The sequence below is a fragment of the Cytobacillus sp. FSL R5-0569 genome, from assembly GCF_038007265.1.
Taxonomy (GTDB): domain Bacteria; phylum Bacillota; class Bacilli; order Bacillales; family Cytobacillaceae; genus Cytobacillus; species Cytobacillus kochii.
In genome coordinates this window covers 158442-176831 of sequence record NZ_JBBOWW010000001.1, presented here as the reverse complement: position 1 = coordinate 176831, position 18390 = coordinate 158442, and the positions used below count along the sequence as shown (strand labels likewise).

The following is an 18390-nucleotide window of genomic DNA, read 5'->3' as shown; positions in this document are numbered from 1 at the left end:
ATTTATCCTTGATTCTAGAGCCCTTCAAATCCTTAATTAGACTTAAAAAAACTCCTTGCTCATTAAGAACAAAGAGGGTTAACATTGATATAACAAGTTTATACCATTTTGCGAAGTTTTATATGGATAAAAATGTATGAAAAAGGATTCTTTATTCCAATAAGTCTTTTCGCTTAAATATTTGTACAGATGCGATGAGTACGACGATAATAATAACAATAGTTGTAATAAAAGCTAACAAGAAACTAGAATCTAGTTTTCCTGACAGCAAGACCTGTCCTGTGTGCTCAGTCATCGTGGCCGGACTCCATTTCAAATACTTTCCTAGAAGGGATGTAACTGTCGAAATGGCAAAGACCACAAATATTGTAACAAAAGCAACTCCTCCATTTCCTTTCATTATCGTACTAAAAAAAAGCGTCAATGTAACAACAAAAACTAACCATATGCTATAGATCACTACACTTTGAAAAACGCGCTCAAAAGCGACTGTTTCAATGAGTAAACTCGTATAATACCAAGAAGCTACATATCCAATAAGCAATGAAACGAATGTAATTGTAAGTAACCCAGCCCATTTAGATAATATATATGAGGAATAAGAAACTGGTTTAATCATGACCATAGCTGCTACTCCACTTTGTTTTTCTTCGGAAACGATACCCATTGCACTCAAAACAAGAATAAGTACACCGAGCATCCCATAATTAGATAGAACATTCATTAATACTTCTGCCCCAGTTGGAGTAGGCATTTCAAGGATTGTACCTTCTGGAAGACCCCCAAAAGTGTCCAAAATCTCCGGCATATAATACGAACTAACCGGCTGCATAACACCTAGCAAAATAAACACAATTGGAATCCATAAAATTTTATAATTCCGCACCATTTCCGTTATTTCTTTTTGATAAAGAACAGTCCATTGCGTCATGCCTTCACCACCTTGACAAATAAATCTTCTAATGTTGTTTGAGAAATCTCGAACTTACGAATCGGAAGTTTTCTATCCACGATATCTTTTAATAATGTTTGCTTTCCATTTACCATATCATTTAATACGATGCTGGTTTTATTACCTTGAATGTCTACTTCAGATACAAAGCTATAACTCGCTATGCTCTTTAGCCAATCAACAGCCGGTGATTCGAATTCGATTTGTAAAATAGGTTGCCGATATTCCTCCATTACCCTTCCCAGGCTACCTGATATCGCAATTTCCCCAGCATGCATGATAAGAATGTCATCACTTATTTCTTCTGCATCGTGAAGGACATGAGTTGAGAAAAGAATGGTTGTTTCCTCTTTAATCTCTCTCATCATGTCCAACACTTCCCGTCTCCCAAGTGGGTCGAGTGCAGAAACAGGCTCATCTAAAATAAGTAATTTCGGACGATGAATGAGTGCCTGTGCCAATCCGAGGCGCTGCTTCATTCCACCAGAATAACCCCCTATTTTCCTTTTTTTTGCATTCGTTAGACCCACTCGTTCAAGTAATTCCTCACTCCGTTTTTCTGCTTCCTTACGATTCATTTTTGCCAATTGTCCTGCAAAAACAAGAAACTCCTTTCCGCTCATCCAATTATAGAAAGCAGGATATTGAGGTAAATACCCAATATACGGCCTTAAATCCTTTGGTTTTTCCCCTTTAAAATCAATACTACCTGAAGTCGGTGCCAACAATCCGGATAGCATTTTTAATGTTGTTGTTTTTCCTGCTCCATTTGGTCCAAGTAATGAAACGCACCTGCCTTCTTCAATATGAAAATTGATTCCTTTAACAGCATTCGTATTTCCAAAACTTTTTACTAAATCGCTTGCCTTTAATAATTCCATTAATCATTTCTCCTTCCAACAACGAAATAAAGCACTGGCCCTATTATGCCGATAAAGAGAATAACAAGAATCCACAACCATTTTGGTCCGTTCGTTTTTTCTTCTTTAATACAAGAAACTAATGCGATAATCATAAGAATTAATTGTAAGACAATAATTGGCGCAAACGCTCCCCATGGGATTCCATTTAACAGTTCATTCATTTTTTCTCCTCCAAACTGTTTATTTATCCTTAATACGATTACGTTTGCCTATTCGTTCACTCACGAAAAAAAAATCTCAGGAATTTGATCCTGAGACCTTTCTTTTAAATATTTTCCTTGCAAAAATAAGATAGATAATAAGATACGTTGGAAATTGAATAAGACCTAAGAAGCCCCATAGCCAAGCATTGTGTCCTCTCTTTCGCGCGTCCCAAAACATCCACGAGCTCTGGCAAATCAGAATGAACGCAATCACGAGCCATAACCAAAGCGATATGCTACTTAGTTCATTTGAGTTCATTCATTACTGACCTTCTTTCTAGTTTTGTTAAGAGCGACGGGCAGTAAGATAACCCCCACAAGCTGAAAATAAAGAAAAAGAATTGGCTGGCGATAAACGACAGCAATCACAACTGAAAGCACTAATACTGCAACAGAGATAAACGTGAGAAGGTCTTTCCATTGTTTTTTTCGTATTCTTTTTTTCTCTAATTCAACATTCTGTTGAAACCATTGTAAGTTTGGAGTAGATACTGGATTCCATTGGTCCAGTTTTTCTAAACCATCTGTTAATTGCTTAACCGTTAATTCATCTTCATCATCCAACATAGAATTACTATTTTTAGAATCATTCTCCTTCAAGATCAGCCAACTCCTTTCGTACATTTTTTAGACCATTTGACACTCGAGATTTTACTGTTCCTTCTGCTAGACCCATCATTTTCCCAATTTCCCCATATGAATATCCGTAATAATGCTTTAATACGATTGGCATACGTATTTCTTCATCAATTTGGGCAAGTATATCAAGTACATCTGCCCATTCTTCATTCATATTTGCTACATTCCATTTCATTTTTCGGAGCGCTTGTTCATGCTCTAGCCAGTTTTTCTCCAGCTTCTTTCTCCGCTGTTGATCGATGAAAAGGTTCGTTGCGATCGTGATGAGCCATGAGGAAAACTTGGATTCACCATTATACAGTTGGATTTTTTCAATACACTTCACCATCGTCTCTTGCGTTAAATCTTCTGCGACTTGTGGATGAAGGGTAACTTTCATTAAATACTTTACGAGAAACGAATAATTCTGTTGTAGCAGTTTCGAAAGCGCCAATGTATCTCCTTTTTTCGCCTTTTGAATTAAATCCTTTTCATCCATGAGATCTACTCCATACAATAATAATCTATATGTAATACGATTAACTGGGAGAAATCGTTCATTTTTAAAATAAAGAATTACAAAAAAAACGTTTAGCCACAGTATTTGTCAAATGACTTGAAAGTATATATTAGACCATAAACCAAATATTGCTCATTCAGCGAGTTTAGATAATTGTTCAATTATTATAGTGTGATTAAACTACTCACATACTTTGCTTAAGTATGTCCCTCTTTAACTAACCTTCCCCCCTAGTTGAATAAGCCTTAGAATTTCATTGAATTAAATAACTCAATTTGCAATGAGTTCATATTCAAATAATAGATTAACTCTAATAATCATACCTTTAAACAACAGATACAAAAGCTACCTTGAAGAAAAAGGGAGTTGTTTCTCCCTTTAAAATATAACCCCTTTCAGGCTAGTAAACCTGTTGTCACTATTTACTATTAAGCACTTCGATACCTAGTCATTTCCAACTTCGACTAATCTCTTTGTAAAGTTAATATCTTCCACCTAGTACGTTATCAAGGAGAGATAAGTACTATTTTTCCGAAAACTATTAAGCTACCAAAGGTTAGTTATAGAGAAATATGGTCAGACCCCTTCAATAAGCATTTGATAAATAAAAATAAGTGTGTCTTTCGCATTAAGGTGACCATGTAAGGGGGAGGAATGTCTTTCAAATTATAGAATAAAAATATAAGTTACCTTTTATAACATAGAAAACACTTGTAAGTTAGTAAGGAGGATAAGATGCCATACCGTATATTACTTATTGATGATGACCCTTCTATCAGTGAAATGTTAGAGAAATTTCTATCAAAGGAAGGATATTTTGTTTTAACCGCTTTTAACGGAGAAGAGGGATTAGCCCTTTTTTTAAGTGAAGATATTGATTTAATCGTCATTGATATTATGATGCCAAAATTAGATGGTATTGAAGCGATAAAGTTGATTCGAGAGAGGAGCACTATACCAATATTAATCATTTCAGCGAAAGACACTGATGTTGATAAGGCATTGGGCTTGGGATTTGGAGCTGATGATTATTTATCTAAACCATTTTCACTTGTAGAATTTTCAGCAAGAATTAAAGCAAGTATTAGAAGGGTAACTAAATATGCAAATGATACCGAACCAATACTCCATCAAATCTTTACTTTTGGTCAACTTACTGTGGACTTACATAATTATTCTGTAAATAAGGAAAATGAAGAAATTAAACTAACATCAAAGGAATTTGAATTGCTGAAGTTATTTATCACCAATCCAAACCGGGTTTTTACAAAGGATGATTTGTATAACCTTGTTTGGCAACAACATTATTTCGGAAATGATAACGTTATTAATGGTCATATTCGGAGGTTAAGAGAAAAAATTGAAGATGAACCATCCAACCCCAAATATATAAAAACATTATGGGGAATTGGCTACAAATGGGTGAGTAACTAACATGACTATTTTATATATAGGTACAATTGTCATTTTGGTAGCTATCATTTACGCTCAATATCAAATGAGTAGAACAAGAACAAAACATTTGCGTGAAATTCATAATAAGTTACATCGAATCGTCAACCAATCATCAGATGAAGTGATATTGTTATTTACAGATGACAAAGAATTGATTGATATTACAGTGGATTTGAACCGGCTTTTAGAAAAGCATAAAAAAGCTTTAGCAAATTATACAAACACTAAATGGTCAATGAAGAAAATGATTTCAAATATTTCACATGATTTAAAAACTCCCTTAACAGTCACATTAGGTTATATAGAAATGATTCAGATGGATTCTGATTTGGATCCTGAAGAAAGACATTTAATCCTCACCAAAATTCATGACAAATCTGTAGAAGTGATTACTCTAATTGACAAATTTTTCAATTTAGCAAAATTAGAGTCGGGGGATAAGGAAGTCCCGCTTACGAGCATAAGAATAAATGATATCTGCCGCAAAAGTCTCCTGGAATACTATGATATTTTCAACAAAAAAGGCATTGAAGTCCACATTGACATTCCAGATAAACCCATTTATGTGTTAGGGAACATTGAAGCACTTAAACGCATTTTAACTAATCTCATATCAAATGCAATCGTACATGGTGGGGATGGGAAGATGATTGGCTTGAAGATTAGAATAAATGAAGACGACATTTACATCGATGTGTGGGATAAAGGAAAGGGCATAGATGAGCCATACCAGGACCGAGTCTTTGAAAGGCTGTATACGCTAGAGGATTCACGGAATAAATCTTATCAGGGCAGCGGTCTTGGACTTACAATAACAAAGCGACTTGTAGAAAAATTAGGAGGTACGATACAAATTAACAGTAAACCTTGGCAAAAAACCGTTTTTTTCTTCTCGTTAAAACGCTCGGATGAACAAAATTAACTTGATTGATCATTAAGACATTACTTTCCTTTATGGTAAAAACTATATTGTTTTTTTCATTTATTTTCCAACTTAAGAAATTCTTAAGGATTAATTAATGGAAAACGAAACTTTGCTCCTTAGACTGTAAGTAAGATACAAAGAAAGGAGCAGTTTGGATGTCTAGAAATGCACAGAGAAAACTAGTTATTTTGATGGTTAATATGTTCATTGCGAATGCAAGTTTTGGCATTATTATTCCGATCTTACCAGAATACCTCCAATCTATTAATCAAGGAGGAACGGCTGCGGGATTATTAATCGCCTTTTTTGCTGGTGCACAATTATTCTTTTCTCCAATTGCGGGAAAGTGGGCTGATCAATATGGAAGAAGAAAAATTATCATCTATGGATTGGGTATATTATCCATTTCCATGTTTGTGTTTTATGTGACAGATATTATTTGGATTCACTATTTTTCCCGTGTCATTGGCGGTCTTGGAGCTGCTATGCTCATTCCAGCGATTTTTGCGTATATAGCAGACATTACAACAATGGAACAACGTGCCAAAGGGCATAGTTTTCTATCAGCTGCCATGTCACTTGGCATCGTTATTGGACCTGGAATCGGTGGCTTTCTTGCACATGCCGGCCTCAAAATTCCATTTTTAGTCGCAGCCATTAGCTCTATAACAGCAGTCATTTTTTCCTTTTTATTATTGGAAGAAAGTAAGAAACAAGAATATGAATCTACAAAAGACATAAAGTCAAAGGAGTCAATTGGAACAAAATTAGCTCAATCGGTTAAATTACCCTACTTCATCCCTCTTCTCATCTCATTAGTTATGAGCTTTGGATTAGTCGGATATGAATCGATTCTCTCTCTCTTTATGGAGAATCAGTTTGATGCATCTCCACAGCAAATCGCAATTATGATTACTTCAACAGGATTAGTTAGTGTCCTCGTGCAATTACTCTTCGTAGAAAAAATCGTTCGAAAATTAGGAGAATTAAAGACCATTCATTTATTTTTAGGTCTAGCGGCACTTGGTTTCTTCCTATCATTAATAGTAAATCAATTTTATCTATTTTTTGGAATTACATTAATCATTTTCCTTGCGACATCGATTTTGAGACCAGTAGTTAATGCACTTATTTCAAGACTTGCAGGAGAAAATCAAGGATTTGCGATGGGATTGAACAATGCATATATGAGTTTTGGCAACATATTAGGTCCAACAATTGCAGGAGTTGTTTATGATGTGAATGTTTTTTATCCATTTATATTAAGTACTGTTTTCATTGTAATGACAATTATTATTACAGGCGGTTGGCAAAAATCCATGACCAGTAAACAAACCGAAATCGTTAAGGAATGAAGGGAGGAACAGATTCATGAATAGAATTATAGAAACCCGTGAATTAACAAAGGTTTTTAATGAAAAAGAGATCATCTCTAATGTGAATATTACGGTTAATAAAGGAGAAATTTATGGTTTTTTAGGACCAAACGGTGCCGGGAAAACGACAGTGATGAAGATGGTCGCAAATTTAATCAAACCGACTCGTGGGGAAATAGATTTATTTGAAAAGGCATTATCATCTAATTCCTATCAAGTTTTAGGCAAGATAGGGGCAATTATTGAACAACCGGTCTTTTATGAGAAGCTAAGTGCAAGAAAAAATTTAGAACTTCACTGCGAATATATGGGATATCATAATAAGAATGCTGTTAACGAATCATTAGAGATGGTCAAGTTGACAAACACTGGAGCTAAGCCAGTAAAGGAATTTTCAATGGGAATGAAGCAAAGATTAGCAATCGCACGAGCAATCATGACAAAACCTGAATTACTTATACTAGATGAACCGATTAATGGATTAGATCCTGTTGGCATTAAAGAGATAAGGAAATTGTTTAAAAAGCTAAATAAAGAATATGGAATAACCATTTTTATCTCAAGTCATATTCTAGCAGAAATTGAACATATTGCTGATAAGATTGGCGTTATAATACAGGGAAAGCTAATGGAAGAAATTCCGATGGAAAAAGTCAGAGAAAATAATAAAGACTATATAGAAATCGTGACCAAAGATTCCGCAAAAGTAGCTTTGATACTAGAACACCATTTAAAGATTACAAATACTAAGATGCTAGATTCACTAACCATACGCGTTTATGATTTGGGAGTACCCCAAGGTGTCATTTCAGAAGTCCTATTTAAACACGGAGTAGTGATTGAATCTATTTATCATAAAAGCAGTTCATTAGAGGATTACTTCTTTACATTATTGAATGGTGGTGGAGTCAGTGCTTAAGCTTATGAAATTAGAAATGCAAAAATTTGAAATAACAAAGTATGTGAAAGGTGCGCTAATTGCCAATATTGTCATCCTTTTTCTAATATGTCTAATCGCTTATGTTGAAACGAATCAAGGAATTCAGGTCATGACAAGTCATTATATGGCTATGGAGATTATAGAAACAATAATAAGAGTCACATTTATCATTTTTGCGGCTGTACTTTTGTCTCAAATTGTTATAAGTGAGTATAAAAATAAGACAATTAATGTCCTTTTTATGTATCCTATTAAACGAAGAACCATTCTAATAGCAAAGTTACTTGTAACGGTTTTGTTTACTTTCTTTGCTATTATCTTCTCTTTTATTATAGTGGGAAGCGGATTTTACTTGTTTAATTCTTTTACAAATGTTATTCCTGAACCGTTAAGTGCCACAATCATTATCAATTCCTTTGGAAAGGTAGTATTCAATGCATTGGCTGCGAGCTTAATTAGCTTAATTCCACTTTACTTTGGATTAAAAAAATATTCGGTCCCAGCTACAATCGTTTCAGCCTTCTTTGTCTCTCTAATCATAAGTCAAAATATAAATGGGTTTTCATTATATTCAATTATTATCACACCTATTACTCTCTCGTTAATAGGATTAGCAACTGCCATTATTGCCATTAAAAATATAGATAATGGAGATATTATCACTTAATAAGGGACCCGAAGCTTGGGAGGATACGTCCTTACGGATAGATGAACCTATTTAATTTGCCCAGTTTTAAGGTACCCCAATGAAATATAAAGTAAATTTGACGGGCTCCTTCTCTGATATCGAGAACCTAACTTTCCAATAATTCAAATAAAAAAGCTATTTATAAGAGATAAAACACTATATCGAGTTCAGAGTTTTCTTTTGCCTCTCTTCCTAACAACACTCCAAGCTAATAAAACTCATTGATAATTTGATGTGAGTTACTTCGATAAGGTCACCATATTTAAATATGCTTCACCTCTAATTATACTAATTTTTATACTGGCTCTGCATTAAAAGAAAAATCTCTTAAAAAATTCCTTTTCTACTAAACCTCCCCGTTAGTAGAATTAGGATTAATATATGCCTTTGCCATAACCATCCTTTTTTACTATGTATGAGTTTCAATATAAAGGATATGATGAGCAGCATAATTATTTTAATCCAAGGATTAGGAATAAATGTGAGTATTTGTTGGATTTTTATCTAAAAGGACTTTAGAACTTTAACATAGTAATATTATAGTTAGAAATGGGGTAATTATATTTTAAATTTGAGCCTTTAGGTTTTATTGAAAGTGGTGTTACTTATCATATTTCTGCAACTGAGAATAAGGTCACAGTTGTTGCTAAAACAGGAGGTTTAAGTATTAAGTGTACCGGAAAAACCTTTAAAGGTACTATCTCAGAAGCAAAGAAAAAAATTAATGAAGAAAACTATTTGAAATCGTAATCCTATCTCATTTGAGAAGAGTTATTTTTTAAAATCATGAAGAAGGAATTTTCACCTCACAAAAGAAGTATATAGTATTATAACTTTTCATATTACAATTTGAGGTGACATCATGATTCTTTCCATAGTAATTAAACTAAATGTAATTGATTGGACATCTATTGCAGCAATATCGACATTTCTAGCTGTTCTTGTTTCTTTATATTTATCTAAGGTAGAGAGAAGAGAACGTATTACTTTGATTGACAGTACTATCGGTGGGGATTATTACGAGAAGTATGGTATTGTGAGGACTATCAAGATACAAAATACGGGTCATAGGGATGTATTAATCGAAGATTTATTTTTTCCCAAGAGATACATTATCAGATTTAATACAACTAATTATTATTAATAAAAGGAACATCTACTATCCGTCTAAATTATTCATTTTGGTTAAATGCCTATTCAGTAAGGAAGGACGTATACTCTTTACTCCATATGAGTTTACCCATTCTGAAGAATATTTAAAAGAAAGTACCAAACTACCAATAGTTTTAAAAAGTTTTCATTCAGCGCAAATTATCATACCTAATACATACTTTAAACATCTTATAAAGAATGATGAAGAAGAAAATACTGTTCCTTTCTTTGTTTTAACTGGGACAGGAAAAAATTCAGAGGAAAAATAACTATCTATAATGGTTAAAGATATTTAAAACTATAAAAGCCCTCAATGAAAGGGCTTTTAACTACATAAAGATATGTTCTAAGAAAAATTTATCCATTTCATCATTATTCTTCGAAAAAACTTCGTGCTCGGCAGAAATTAATTGTCTTAGAATCTCATCTAACTTTGTAGAGTAAGAAATAAGTTCCTGATCATTACTTTTTATACTCGATCCATGTATAATCGTGGACCTAAAACCATAAACTTTCTTTATAAACTTATATAATTCAATTTTTTCATCTTGAGAAGTGCCTATCATAATCCCGACTCTTTCCGATATTCTATGTGTTAAATCAGTTGTTGAAGTACTAAATAAACATTCGAGTGCTGTGCAATAGAAAACTATCTTCATAGGTAAAGCAAAACTTGTTCTAGCTACAAGTGTAAAATAAAAAGCTTTCACTAACCTTCCTGGATCACCACTTTTATAGAAAAGAGATGTATCAGGCAATTTCCCGCCAAAACTTTCCTCATCTACCTCATCTAAAGAAAAAGGAGTATATGTATGAATGGCCTCTTCAATTTCTTTCATTGTGAAAATATCATCAATTTGTTTGCCATCAGCACGCTTGAAAGTCTCTGTTAAAGACGCTTTATAAGTTCGTCCATCTTGGATCTCTTTTTCATATGCAATTAAAAAACCATCCCTTACATAAACCCCATTATCCTTTATCCTCCATAGACTGTTTACAAATTCTTGTGCATCTCTCAAAAATGTAAATGTCATATTTGAGCCCTTATTGTCCATTTCATCGAAAGTTTTTATATCCTTACATACACCATACTTATAAAAATAAACTGTATCATTAAATTCATCAACTGAATGTGACCCTGCAGTCCACCTTAAAAGATCACTATTTAAAATTTCATTCCTTTCCTTTTCACCATTTGATATTCTTGTTCCTGGAATGAGTTCCTTACCCTTATTAAGTATGTTTTCTAATTTTAATCTATGAAGAATAGTAATAAATTTGTATTTCAACTTTTTACCCCCAAAATATTTTATATATATTACTATTCTTCAAAGTAAGTTATCCTTCCTTCAATAGTCACGTTTTTTTGTAAAATCCTTACTACTTCCATAATTCGCTAAGTAATTCAGTATTTTGTCCCGTGTTCCCTTATAATTCTTAATTCCGTATTTAGAAGCAAGCTTTTTTCGATTTGCAAATGAAGAATCAACATTAATTGACTTCAAATAATCAACCACGCTAGTTGTTTTCATATCGCCTTTTTTGGCTGATTTACTCGTTTGAGTTGTACCTTTTTTCTTCATTTTTTCAAGCAATGTTAAGTTTTGTGCTGGAGTGCCTGAATAATTCTTGATGCCGTGCTGAGAAGCAAGTTTCTTTCGATTGTTAAATGAGGAATTGATTCCTTTTGATTTTAGGTAATCAACAATACTACTTCCTTTATATTCCCCTGACGGCTTGGCTGCTGGCTTCGAAACAGGCTTTGAATGCACGGGTTTTGCAACTACTGATTTATTAGCCAAAACAGCCTTGTAATCAAACACTGGGCACTCTTTCCAAGCATATCCACTGAATTCATTGTGTCCTTTAACATATTTAATATGAGGGTATTTTTTTGTAACGTAGCAACTAAGTTGCGCAAGCTTTCCTCTTGTTTTTTTGTAGGTTTTTCACTTCTGAAATCCCCTGTTAAACAGATGCCAATCGCATAATTATTGTGATCACCTACATGATAAGTCCTTAATTCAATGTCATTACAAAATTTGATTGTCCCATCAGGCTCAATTACATAGCTATAACCAATGCTTGGCCAACCGTGTGTATCTACATGATATCTCGCATAGCCTTCAGCATTAGAACCCCCAAGCCCTTGCTTAGTTAAACTATGATGAATGGCTAATGTTGTTTTACCTTTTAAACTCAATACAGGAAATTTTAATCTCGGGTGCCTTTTTACTTCGTTTCTAAAGTCCACAAATTTTGGTATATCTAATAATCCTGCCATTTTATTAACACTCCTTTTATTTTTATGTGGAAATAAAAAAGACTGCCCTATTGGACAGCCTTATAATTTATCTCCTTTTTCTAACCAAGCCTTTTGTTGTTTAGCCTTTCAATAATGAATGTATATACTCATGTCTCAAAAACAATGTCTCAAAAAACCGCTGAAAACTTCCTTAAATTTATGGAATTAGAATAAATTAGGTCAAAATTAGGTCAAAAGCTATTTTTCTCATCAAAAAAGACCCTTGAACAAATCTGTTCGAGGGTCTTGAAACGTTGGTATATTAACGTTTTGAGAACTGAGGTGCACGACGAGCGCCTTTAAGACCGTATTTTTTACGTTCTTTCATACGAGCGTCACGTGTTAATAGTCCAGCGCGTTTTAGTGTTGGACGGTATTCTGGATCAGCTAGAAGTAACGCACGAGCGATACCGTGGCGGATTGCGCCAGCTTGACCAGTGTATCCACCACCTTTAACATTTACAAGAATGTCGTAGCTTCCTACTGTTTCAGTAGCTACTAGTGGTTGTTTAACAACTTCACGTAAAGCTGCAAACGGGATATATTCATTGATTTCACGACCATTGATAACGATTTTACCGTCGCCAGGGACTAAACGTACGCGAGCTACTGAGCTCTTACGGCGACCAGTACCAGTATATTGAACCTGTGCCAAGTTAATAACCTCCCCTAATTAATTATCCACGAAGTTCGTAAACTTCTGGTTGTTGTGCTTGGTGCGCATGTTCGCTACCAGCGTAAACATGTAATTTTTTAAACATTTGACGACCAAGAGAGTTCTTTGGAAGCATGCCTTTAATAGCAAGCTCTAACATGCTCTCAGGGTAGTTTGTACGCATTTCATTAGCAGTTCTAGTTTTTAAACCACCAGGGTGCATGCTGTGGCGGTAGTAAATTTTATCAGTAAGCTTCTTACCAGTTAATTCGATCTTAGAAGCGTTCAAGATAATTACATGATCACCAGTATCCACATGTGGTGTATAAGTTGGTTTATGTTTACCACGTAGAATTGATGCTACTTCACTAGCAAGACGTCCAAGAGTTTTGCCTTCAGCATCAACTACGTACCATTTACGTTCGATATTGTTTGCATTCGCCATAAACGTTGTACGCATCGGTTTTCCCTCCTAAATTAAATCCATTATAATCATTTTTGGTTTCATATATTCTTACACAATAAGATTCCGGGGCTTATCGTGGTTTTAATAATAATACCATATGCTATAATATAACTTTACCAGCTGATTGTCAAGTCGATGTTACACCTGGATTAGTTGTTTTAAGAATTTTTTCTCGCAAATCCAGCAAATGACGCTCTTTACTTATCATTAGCAATATTTTCATCGTAATAGACTTGCCATAAATACAGGCCATGACCAGGTGCCGTTTTCCCAGCATAGATACGGTTTTTCTTCGCTAAAATCTTCTCTATTTCATGTGGCTCACGCTCGCCCTTACCAACCTCTAGTAAGGTTCCCATTAAAATGCGAATCATATTATAAAGAAACCCGTTACCAACAAAACGGAACAGTAGCTCATCATCATGTTCCTCAATATAAATCCCATAGATGTTCCGCACGCGATCTTCCACTTCAGACCTTGCTGAACAAAAGCTCGTAAAGTCATGTTCTCCTAATAAATACGGGATGGCTTCGCGCATACGCTCCACATCTATTGGAAAGGAATACTGATAAGCATAATGTCGCAAAAAAGGGTTGCTTTTCTTCGTACGTATTAATCGGTAGCGATACTCCTTACCTATAGCATGATATCGCGCATGGAAGTCCTCTGCTACATAGGCCGCTTCCTCTACTACAACATCATTCGGCAGAATAGAATTCAAAGCAGCTGGCCACCGCTCCTCAGGCAACTGCAAAGGACTATCGAAATGAATTACTTGACCCACCGCATGAACACCAGCGTCCGTGCGGCCAGAAGCAACGACTTTCACTTCACTGCCCTTATGCAGCTTCGTAAGTGCTGATTCTAGCTCCCTCTGGACAGTCCGTTTATTCGGTTGTACTTGATAGCCCGCAAAGCCTGTGCCATCGTAAGCGATAATACATTTGATTCTCATGATATGCCCTCTTTATGTTCTAAATATAATTAACAATATCGTTAAAGCCAAAAGCAATAACAACATCAAGGTATCAATACCGCTCCACACAAGCTTACGATACCTTGTCCGTCCATCGCCTCCACGATAACCACGAGCCTCCATTGCTGTGGCAAGCTCCTCTGCTCGTTTAAATGAACTCACAAACAGCGGAATCAGTAGTGGAATAATCGCCATCACACGGTCTTTTACAGGGCCTGAAGAGAACTCCACGCCTCTTGCTGATTGTGCCTTCATAATCTTATCTGTTTCCTCCATGAGCGTCGGAATAAACCTTAAGGCGATAGACATCATTAGAGCGAGCTCATGCACCGGAAACTTCAACTTCTTAAGTGGGCCTAACAAACTCTCTAAACCGTCTGTAATCGCAATAGGGGCTGTTGTTAACGTTAGGATCGATGTGATTAAGATTAATAGGAAAAAGCGTAAAGAGATAAATATCCCTTGTCTCAAGCCTTCCTCGTAAACTTTAAACCATCCTAATTCAAAAATAATCGGTCCTTCTCTTGTTAAAAAGATATGCATCAAGAACGTAAAAATAATCAAAATGAAGACGAGTTTTAAGCCGCCAAATACAAAGCGCATCGGCACTTTCGACATCGCTAGCATTAATAAGGTATAGACAACAAGGGCACCATACGTAATCGCATTATTAGCGATAAAAACAACACATACGAATAAAAGAACGATAATGAGTTTGGAACGCGGGTCCATTCGGTGAATCACTGAATCAGCTGGAACATAGCGTCCAAAAATCATTTTTTCCATCATTAGGCTTCACCTCTCTTTAAAAAGCGAGGCATTTCTTGACTGATTTCCTCTATTGTTAAGCATGTTTTAGCAAACTTATAGCCGAATGTTTTCTCTAGCTTTTGCTGGAACTTCACAACCTCTGGTACGTCTAAGCCCATTTTTATCAATTGCTCCGGGTCAGAGAAAATCTCGAGTGGTGTGCCCACTCTATAGACTTCACCTTTATGCATAATAGCAATCTTATCCGCATAGCGTGAGGCATCCTCCATACTATGCGTTACAAGAATCGTAGATAAATTCCGCTCTTTATGAAGCTGATAAAACATATCCATAATTTCTTTACGCCCACGAGGATCTAAGCCAGCTGTTGGTTCATCAAGCACAATGACATCAGGATGCATCGCTAATACACCAGCAATGGCAACTCGGCGCATTTGTCCACCAGAAAGATCGAACGGCGATTTTTGTAAAATCGACTCATCTAGGCCCACTTGTTTAATTGCTTCATGCGCTCGCCTTTTTGCTTCTTCTTCATTCACACCGAAATTCATCGGACCAAAACAAATATCCTTCTCTACAGTTTCTTCAAATAGTTGATGCTCAGGAAATTGAAACACAATCGCTACTTTTTGGCGTATCGCTTTTAAGCCTTTCTGTTTCTTCTCAGAAGTAATCGTTCTCTCACCAATAACAACTTCGCCCGCTGTAGGTTTCAGTAATGCATTTAAATGTTGTAGGACGGTCGATTTCCCAGAACCAGTATGTCCTATTAAAGCGAGAAATGTGCCTGATGGAATATCTATAGACACATCTTGAATCGCTAATCTTTCAAACGGCGTATTGACCTGATAGCGATATTCTACATTTTTGAGTGCGATGTCCATAATTCTTCCACCAATTCTTCTTCAGATAAATGATGCTTAGATACTGGGATATTTAAGCCTTTTAACATTTTGCTCATTTTCACAGGGAATGGAATATCGAGTCCTAACGAAATCAACTCTTCATCTAATTGGAAAATATCTTCCGGACTACCTTCCCGATAAAGCTGTCCTTTATTCATCACAATCATGCGATCAGCCTTTGCTGCTTCTTCTAAATCATGTGTGATGGAAATAACAGTCATTTCTTGCGATGCTTTTAACTGCCTAATCGTCTCTAACACCTCTTCACGACCACGCGGGTCTAACATAGAGGTCGCTTCGTCCAAGACAATGATATTTGGCCTAAGCGCTAGAACCCCTGCAATGGCCACACGCTGCTTTTGGCCACCTGATAAATGGTGCGGCTCTTGATCAAGAAACTGTTCCATTTTCACACTCTCCAGCGCGTCATGGACACGCTTAATCATTTCTTCTCTCTCGATGCCGTGATTTTCTAAACCAAAAGCCACATCATCCTGTACAGTCGTACCAACAAACTGGTTATCGGGATTTTGAAAAACCATCCCAATTTTATCTCGTATGTCCCAAACCGTTTCTTCTGATAGCAGCAAACCATCTACCGTAATACTGCCTTCCTTGGGGAAATTCAAGCCATTTAAAAGCTTAGCCATCGTTGACTTCCCTGATCCATTATGACCAACAATCGCCAACCATTCCCCTTCATATATATCAAACGTCACATCTTTCAACGCATAATCCGCATTCTCATCATATTTAAAAGAAAGATTCCTTATCTGCACGAGGGAATTCTTCATACTCATCTACTCCTCTCCAACCTCTGCTGCTCTCAACTCTACTAAAAACAAACCTAAAAATCTAACGTCTAAATTTTATTAGAAAACTGTGCGATTGGCAAGCCTTTAAGGCGACGACAGAGACCTAGTTGCTCTTATACTTCGTTCTTTCTTTTGACAGGCATCATAGAGCTATTTTTCTTCTCTGCTTGTCAAAAGGTAATCACTCAGAAGTGATTGAAACCTGAGCAATTGGCAAGCCCGTTAAGACGATGACAGCGTCTTAGTTGCTCTTATACTTCACTCTTTCTTCTGACTCACTTCATCGCTATTCTTCAATGCTATCAATAGGTCACGGCTCTGAAGTGATAGAAAACCAATTCTTAATCGTACTAATATCACTGGCTTGCATTCAGAATGGTTCATGCGTTTAATGATTCTTTATGCACAAGTCTTGCTTCTTTACTAGTTTTTGCGCAATTCCAATGTTTACGCGTAATTCCTTGGTTTTCTTTGCCACCTTTTGCGCGATTTCAACCTTTACACGCAATTCCTTGGTTTTCTTTACTACCTTTTGCGTGATTCCATCATTTACGCGCAATTCTTTAGCTTTCTTTACTACTTTTTGCGCGTTTCCATCGTTTACGCGCAGTTTCTTAGCTTTCTTTACTACTTTTTGCGCGTTTCCATCGTTTACGCGCAGTTCTTAGTCTTTCTTTACTACTTTTTGCGCGTTTCCATCGTTTACGCGCAGTTCCTTAGCTTTCTTTACTACTTTTTACGCGCTTTCACCCTTTACGCGCAGTTCCTTAGCTTTCTTTACTACTTTTTGCGCGCTTTCACCCTTTACGCGCAGTTCCTTAGCTTTCTTTACTACTTTTTGCGCGCTTTCACCCTTTACGCGCAATTCCTTAGCTTTCTTTACTACTTTTTGCGCGCTTTCACCCTTTACGCGCAATTCCTTAGCTTTCTTTACTACTTTTTGCGCGCTTTCACCCTTTACGCGCAATTCCTTAGCTTTCTTTACTACTTTTTGCGCGTTTCCATCGTTTACGCGCAATTCCTTAGCTTTCTTTACTACCTTTTGCGCGCTTTCACCCTTTACGCGCAATTCCTTAGCTTTCTTTACTACTTTTTGCGCGCTTTCACCCTTTACGCGCAATTCCTTAGCTTTCTTTACTACTTTTTGCGCGTTTCCATCGTTTACGCGCAATTCCTTAGCTTTCTTTCCTACCTTTTGCGCGCTTTCACCCTTTACGCGCAATTCCTTAGCTTTCTTTACTACCTTTTGCGCGCTTTCACCCTTTACGCGCAATTCCTTAGCTTTCTTTACTACCTTTTGCGCGCTTTCACCCTTTACGCGCGCAATTCTTTGCCTTTCTTTCCTACCTTTTGCGCGTTTCCACCCTTTACGCACAATTCTTTGCCTTTCTTTCCTACCTTTTGCGCGCTTTCACCCTGTGCATGCAGTTCTTCACTTTCCCCATATCTTTTACGCGTTTTCACGTATATAAGTAATTCTTCTTTTTTCCCTTACCTGTATGCGCACCGACCATCCATACCCACGTACTCTGCCACTAATTATGCTATTGAATAAGGAGTTACAAAAATTCTATTAACTAAAACTTAGGGGCAAAACAAACATTTCTCTTTATATAATAAAAAAGCCGCCATTATTGATGGCGAGCTACTATGTATATGGAGTTCTATCCTATCTGCAACTATCTCCATAACAAAGGCTCATTAATAATTGCCTTGGCAATGGTTGTTTTTAAAAAAGCCTGCA

Annotated in this window: 21 protein-coding genes; 5 read left to right on the top strand and 16 right to left on the bottom strand. The window is 36.1% G+C overall.

What is annotated here, in order from left to right:
- Nucleotides 1–151: 151 nt before the first annotated feature.
- The 5 genes from MKX78_RS00955 to sigY form a co-directional block, all read right to left on the bottom strand.
- Nucleotides 152–931 (bottom strand): ABC transporter permease, encoded by a 780-nt coding sequence (locus MKX78_RS00955; RefSeq protein ID WP_307316875.1) that lies wholly within the window; start codon nucleotides 929–931, stop codon nucleotides 152–154.
- Nucleotides 928–1833 carry an ABC transporter ATP-binding protein gene (locus MKX78_RS00950; protein ID WP_307316876.1) on the bottom strand — a complete coding sequence of 302 codons (906 nt, stop codon included), beginning with the start codon at nucleotides 1831–1833 and terminating at the stop codon, nucleotides 928–930. Before MKX78_RS00950 ends, MKX78_RS00955 begins: the two co-directional genes overlap by 4 nt.
- Nucleotides 1833–2036, bottom strand: a complete 204-nt coding sequence (locus MKX78_RS00945) for a PLD nuclease N-terminal domain-containing protein (RefSeq protein WP_095371097.1) — start codon at nucleotides 2034–2036, stop codon at nucleotides 1833–1835. The genes MKX78_RS00950 and MKX78_RS00945 overlap by 1 nt, the downstream gene beginning before the upstream one ends.
- Nucleotides 2037–2333: 297 nt before the next feature.
- Complete coding sequence (locus MKX78_RS00940; RefSeq protein WP_307316881.1) at nucleotides 2334–2678, bottom strand: YxlC family protein; 345 nt, start codon at nucleotides 2676–2678, stop codon at nucleotides 2334–2336.
- Entirely contained in the window at nucleotides 2665–3195 is a 531-nt protein-coding gene (sigY, locus tag MKX78_RS00935) for an RNA polymerase sigma factor SigY (protein WP_095371100.1), read from the bottom strand. The genes MKX78_RS00940 and sigY overlap by 14 nt, the downstream gene beginning before the upstream one ends.
- Before the next feature lie 756 nt (nucleotides 3196–3951).
- Between sigY and MKX78_RS00930 the strand changes: the two genes are divergently transcribed.
- The 5 genes from MKX78_RS00930 to MKX78_RS00910 all read left to right on the top strand — a co-directional run bounded on the left by MKX78_RS00930 (nucleotide 3952) and on the right by MKX78_RS00910 (nucleotide 8579).
- A complete protein-coding gene (locus MKX78_RS00930; protein WP_307316883.1) occupies nucleotides 3952–4650 on the top strand; it encodes a response regulator transcription factor in 699 nt (232 codons plus the stop codon).
- 1 nt (nucleotide 4651) lies between these two features.
- The gene (locus tag MKX78_RS00925; protein WP_307316884.1) at nucleotides 4652–5593 is read left to right on the top strand and encodes a sensor histidine kinase; all 942 of its coding nucleotides are present in this window, start codon (nucleotides 4652–4654) and stop codon (nucleotides 5591–5593) included.
- A 158-nt stretch (nucleotides 5594–5751) separates the two neighbouring features.
- Nucleotides 5752–6951 (top strand): MFS transporter, encoded by a 1200-nt coding sequence (locus MKX78_RS00920; RefSeq protein WP_307316886.1) that lies wholly within the window; start codon nucleotides 5752–5754, stop codon nucleotides 6949–6951.
- 16 nt (nucleotides 6952–6967) lie between these two features.
- Nucleotides 6968–7891, top strand: coding sequence for an ATP-binding cassette domain-containing protein (locus tag MKX78_RS00915; protein ID WP_307316890.1), 924 nt, complete (start codon nucleotides 6968–6970; stop codon nucleotides 7889–7891).
- A complete protein-coding gene (locus MKX78_RS00910) occupies nucleotides 7884–8579 on the top strand; it encodes an ABC transporter permease (protein WP_341049350.1) in 696 nt (231 codons plus the stop codon). The genes MKX78_RS00915 and MKX78_RS00910 overlap by 8 nt, the downstream gene beginning before the upstream one ends.
- A 1502-nt stretch (nucleotides 8580–10081) precedes the next feature.
- On the opposite strand, the gene MKX78_RS00905 is transcribed toward MKX78_RS00910, so the two are convergent.
- The 11 genes from MKX78_RS00905 to MKX78_RS00855 form a co-directional block, all read right to left on the bottom strand.
- The gene (locus MKX78_RS00905; protein WP_341049348.1) at nucleotides 10082–11041 is read right to left on the bottom strand and encodes a hypothetical protein; all 960 of its coding nucleotides are present in this window, start codon (nucleotides 11039–11041) and stop codon (nucleotides 10082–10084) included.
- Between the two features lie 60 nt (nucleotides 11042–11101).
- A complete protein-coding gene (locus MKX78_RS00900) occupies nucleotides 11102–11575 on the bottom strand; it encodes a hypothetical protein (RefSeq protein ID WP_341049346.1) in 474 nt (157 codons plus the stop codon).
- Nucleotides 11536–12036, bottom strand: a complete 501-nt coding sequence (locus MKX78_RS00895) for a peptidoglycan recognition protein family protein (protein WP_322910599.1) — start codon at nucleotides 12034–12036, stop codon at nucleotides 11536–11538. Before MKX78_RS00895 ends, MKX78_RS00900 begins: the two co-directional genes overlap by 40 nt.
- Before the next feature lie 283 nt (nucleotides 12037–12319).
- A complete protein-coding gene (gene rpsI / locus MKX78_RS00890; RefSeq protein WP_095371191.1) occupies nucleotides 12320–12712 on the bottom strand; it encodes a 30S ribosomal protein S9 in 393 nt (130 codons plus the stop codon).
- Between the two features lie 22 nt (nucleotides 12713–12734).
- On the bottom strand, nucleotides 12735–13172 hold the full coding sequence (gene rplM, locus MKX78_RS00885) for a 50S ribosomal protein L13 (RefSeq protein ID WP_095371192.1): 438 nt from the start codon (nucleotides 13170–13172) through the stop codon (nucleotides 12735–12737).
- A 203-nt stretch (nucleotides 13173–13375) separates the two neighbouring features.
- Nucleotides 13376–14137, bottom strand: a complete 762-nt coding sequence (gene truA, locus MKX78_RS00880) for a tRNA pseudouridine(38-40) synthase TruA (protein ID WP_341052683.1) — start codon at nucleotides 14135–14137, stop codon at nucleotides 13376–13378.
- 9 nt (nucleotides 14138–14146) lie between these two features.
- A complete protein-coding gene (locus MKX78_RS00875; protein ID WP_095371194.1) occupies nucleotides 14147–14944 on the bottom strand; it encodes an energy-coupling factor transporter transmembrane component T family protein in 798 nt (265 codons plus the stop codon).
- On the bottom strand, nucleotides 14944–15810 hold the full coding sequence (locus MKX78_RS00870; protein ID WP_341049343.1) for an energy-coupling factor ABC transporter ATP-binding protein: 867 nt from the start codon (nucleotides 15808–15810) through the stop codon (nucleotides 14944–14946). Before MKX78_RS00870 ends, MKX78_RS00875 begins: the two co-directional genes overlap by 1 nt.
- The gene (locus MKX78_RS00865) at nucleotides 15786–16625 is read right to left on the bottom strand and encodes an energy-coupling factor ABC transporter ATP-binding protein (protein WP_307317062.1); all 840 of its coding nucleotides are present in this window, start codon (nucleotides 16623–16625) and stop codon (nucleotides 15786–15788) included. Before MKX78_RS00865 ends, MKX78_RS00870 begins: the two co-directional genes overlap by 25 nt.
- A 409-nt stretch (nucleotides 16626–17034) precedes the next feature.
- Nucleotides 17035–17205 carry a hypothetical protein gene (locus MKX78_RS00860; RefSeq protein ID WP_307316990.1) on the bottom strand — a complete coding sequence of 57 codons (171 nt, stop codon included), beginning with the start codon at nucleotides 17203–17205 and terminating at the stop codon, nucleotides 17035–17037.
- Between the two features lie 177 nt (nucleotides 17206–17382).
- Nucleotides 17383–18021: a hypothetical protein gene (locus MKX78_RS00855; RefSeq protein ID WP_341049340.1), complete on the bottom strand. Its 639-nt coding sequence runs from the start codon at nucleotides 18019–18021 to the stop codon at nucleotides 17383–17385.
- Nucleotides 18022–18390 lie beyond the last annotated feature (369 nt).

Coding starts and splice junctions, on each gene's coding strand:
- sigY (WP_095371100.1), bottom strand. CDS start 3,195: ATGGATGAAAAGGATTTAATTCAAAAGGCGAAAAAAGGAGATACATTG.
- MKX78_RS00920 (WP_307316886.1), top strand. CDS start 5,752: ATGTCTAGAAATGCACAGAGAAAACTAGTTATTTTGATGGTTAATATG.
- MKX78_RS00925 (WP_307316884.1), top strand. CDS start 4,652: ATGACTATTTTATATATAGGTACAATTGTCATTTTGGTAGCTATCATT.
- MKX78_RS00865 (WP_307317062.1), bottom strand. CDS start 16,625: ATGAAGAATTCCCTCGTGCAGATAAGGAATCTTTCTTTTAAATATGAT.
- MKX78_RS00945 (WP_095371097.1), bottom strand. CDS start 2,036: ATGAATGAACTGTTAAATGGAATCCCATGGGGAGCGTTTGCGCCAATT.
- MKX78_RS00955 (WP_307316875.1), bottom strand. CDS start 931: ATGACGCAATGGACTGTTCTTTATCAAAAAGAAATAACGGAAATGGTG.
- MKX78_RS00930 (WP_307316883.1), top strand. CDS start 3,952: ATGCCATACCGTATATTACTTATTGATGATGACCCTTCTATCAGTGAA.
- MKX78_RS00915 (WP_307316890.1), top strand. CDS start 6,968: ATGAATAGAATTATAGAAACCCGTGAATTAACAAAGGTTTTTAATGAA.
- MKX78_RS00950 (WP_307316876.1), bottom strand. CDS start 1,833: ATGGAATTATTAAAGGCAAGCGATTTAGTAAAAAGTTTTGGAAATACG.
- MKX78_RS00875 (WP_095371194.1), bottom strand. CDS start 14,944: ATGATGGAAAAAATGATTTTTGGACGCTATGTTCCAGCTGATTCAGTG.
- rplM (WP_095371192.1), bottom strand. CDS start 13,172: ATGCGTACAACGTTTATGGCGAATGCAAACAATATCGAACGTAAATGG.
- MKX78_RS00870 (WP_341049343.1), bottom strand. CDS start 15,810: ATGGACATCGCACTCAAAAATGTAGAATATCGCTATCAGGTCAATACG.
- MKX78_RS00895 (WP_322910599.1), bottom strand. CDS start 12,036: ATGGCAGGATTATTAGATATACCAAAATTTGTGGACTTTAGAAACGAA.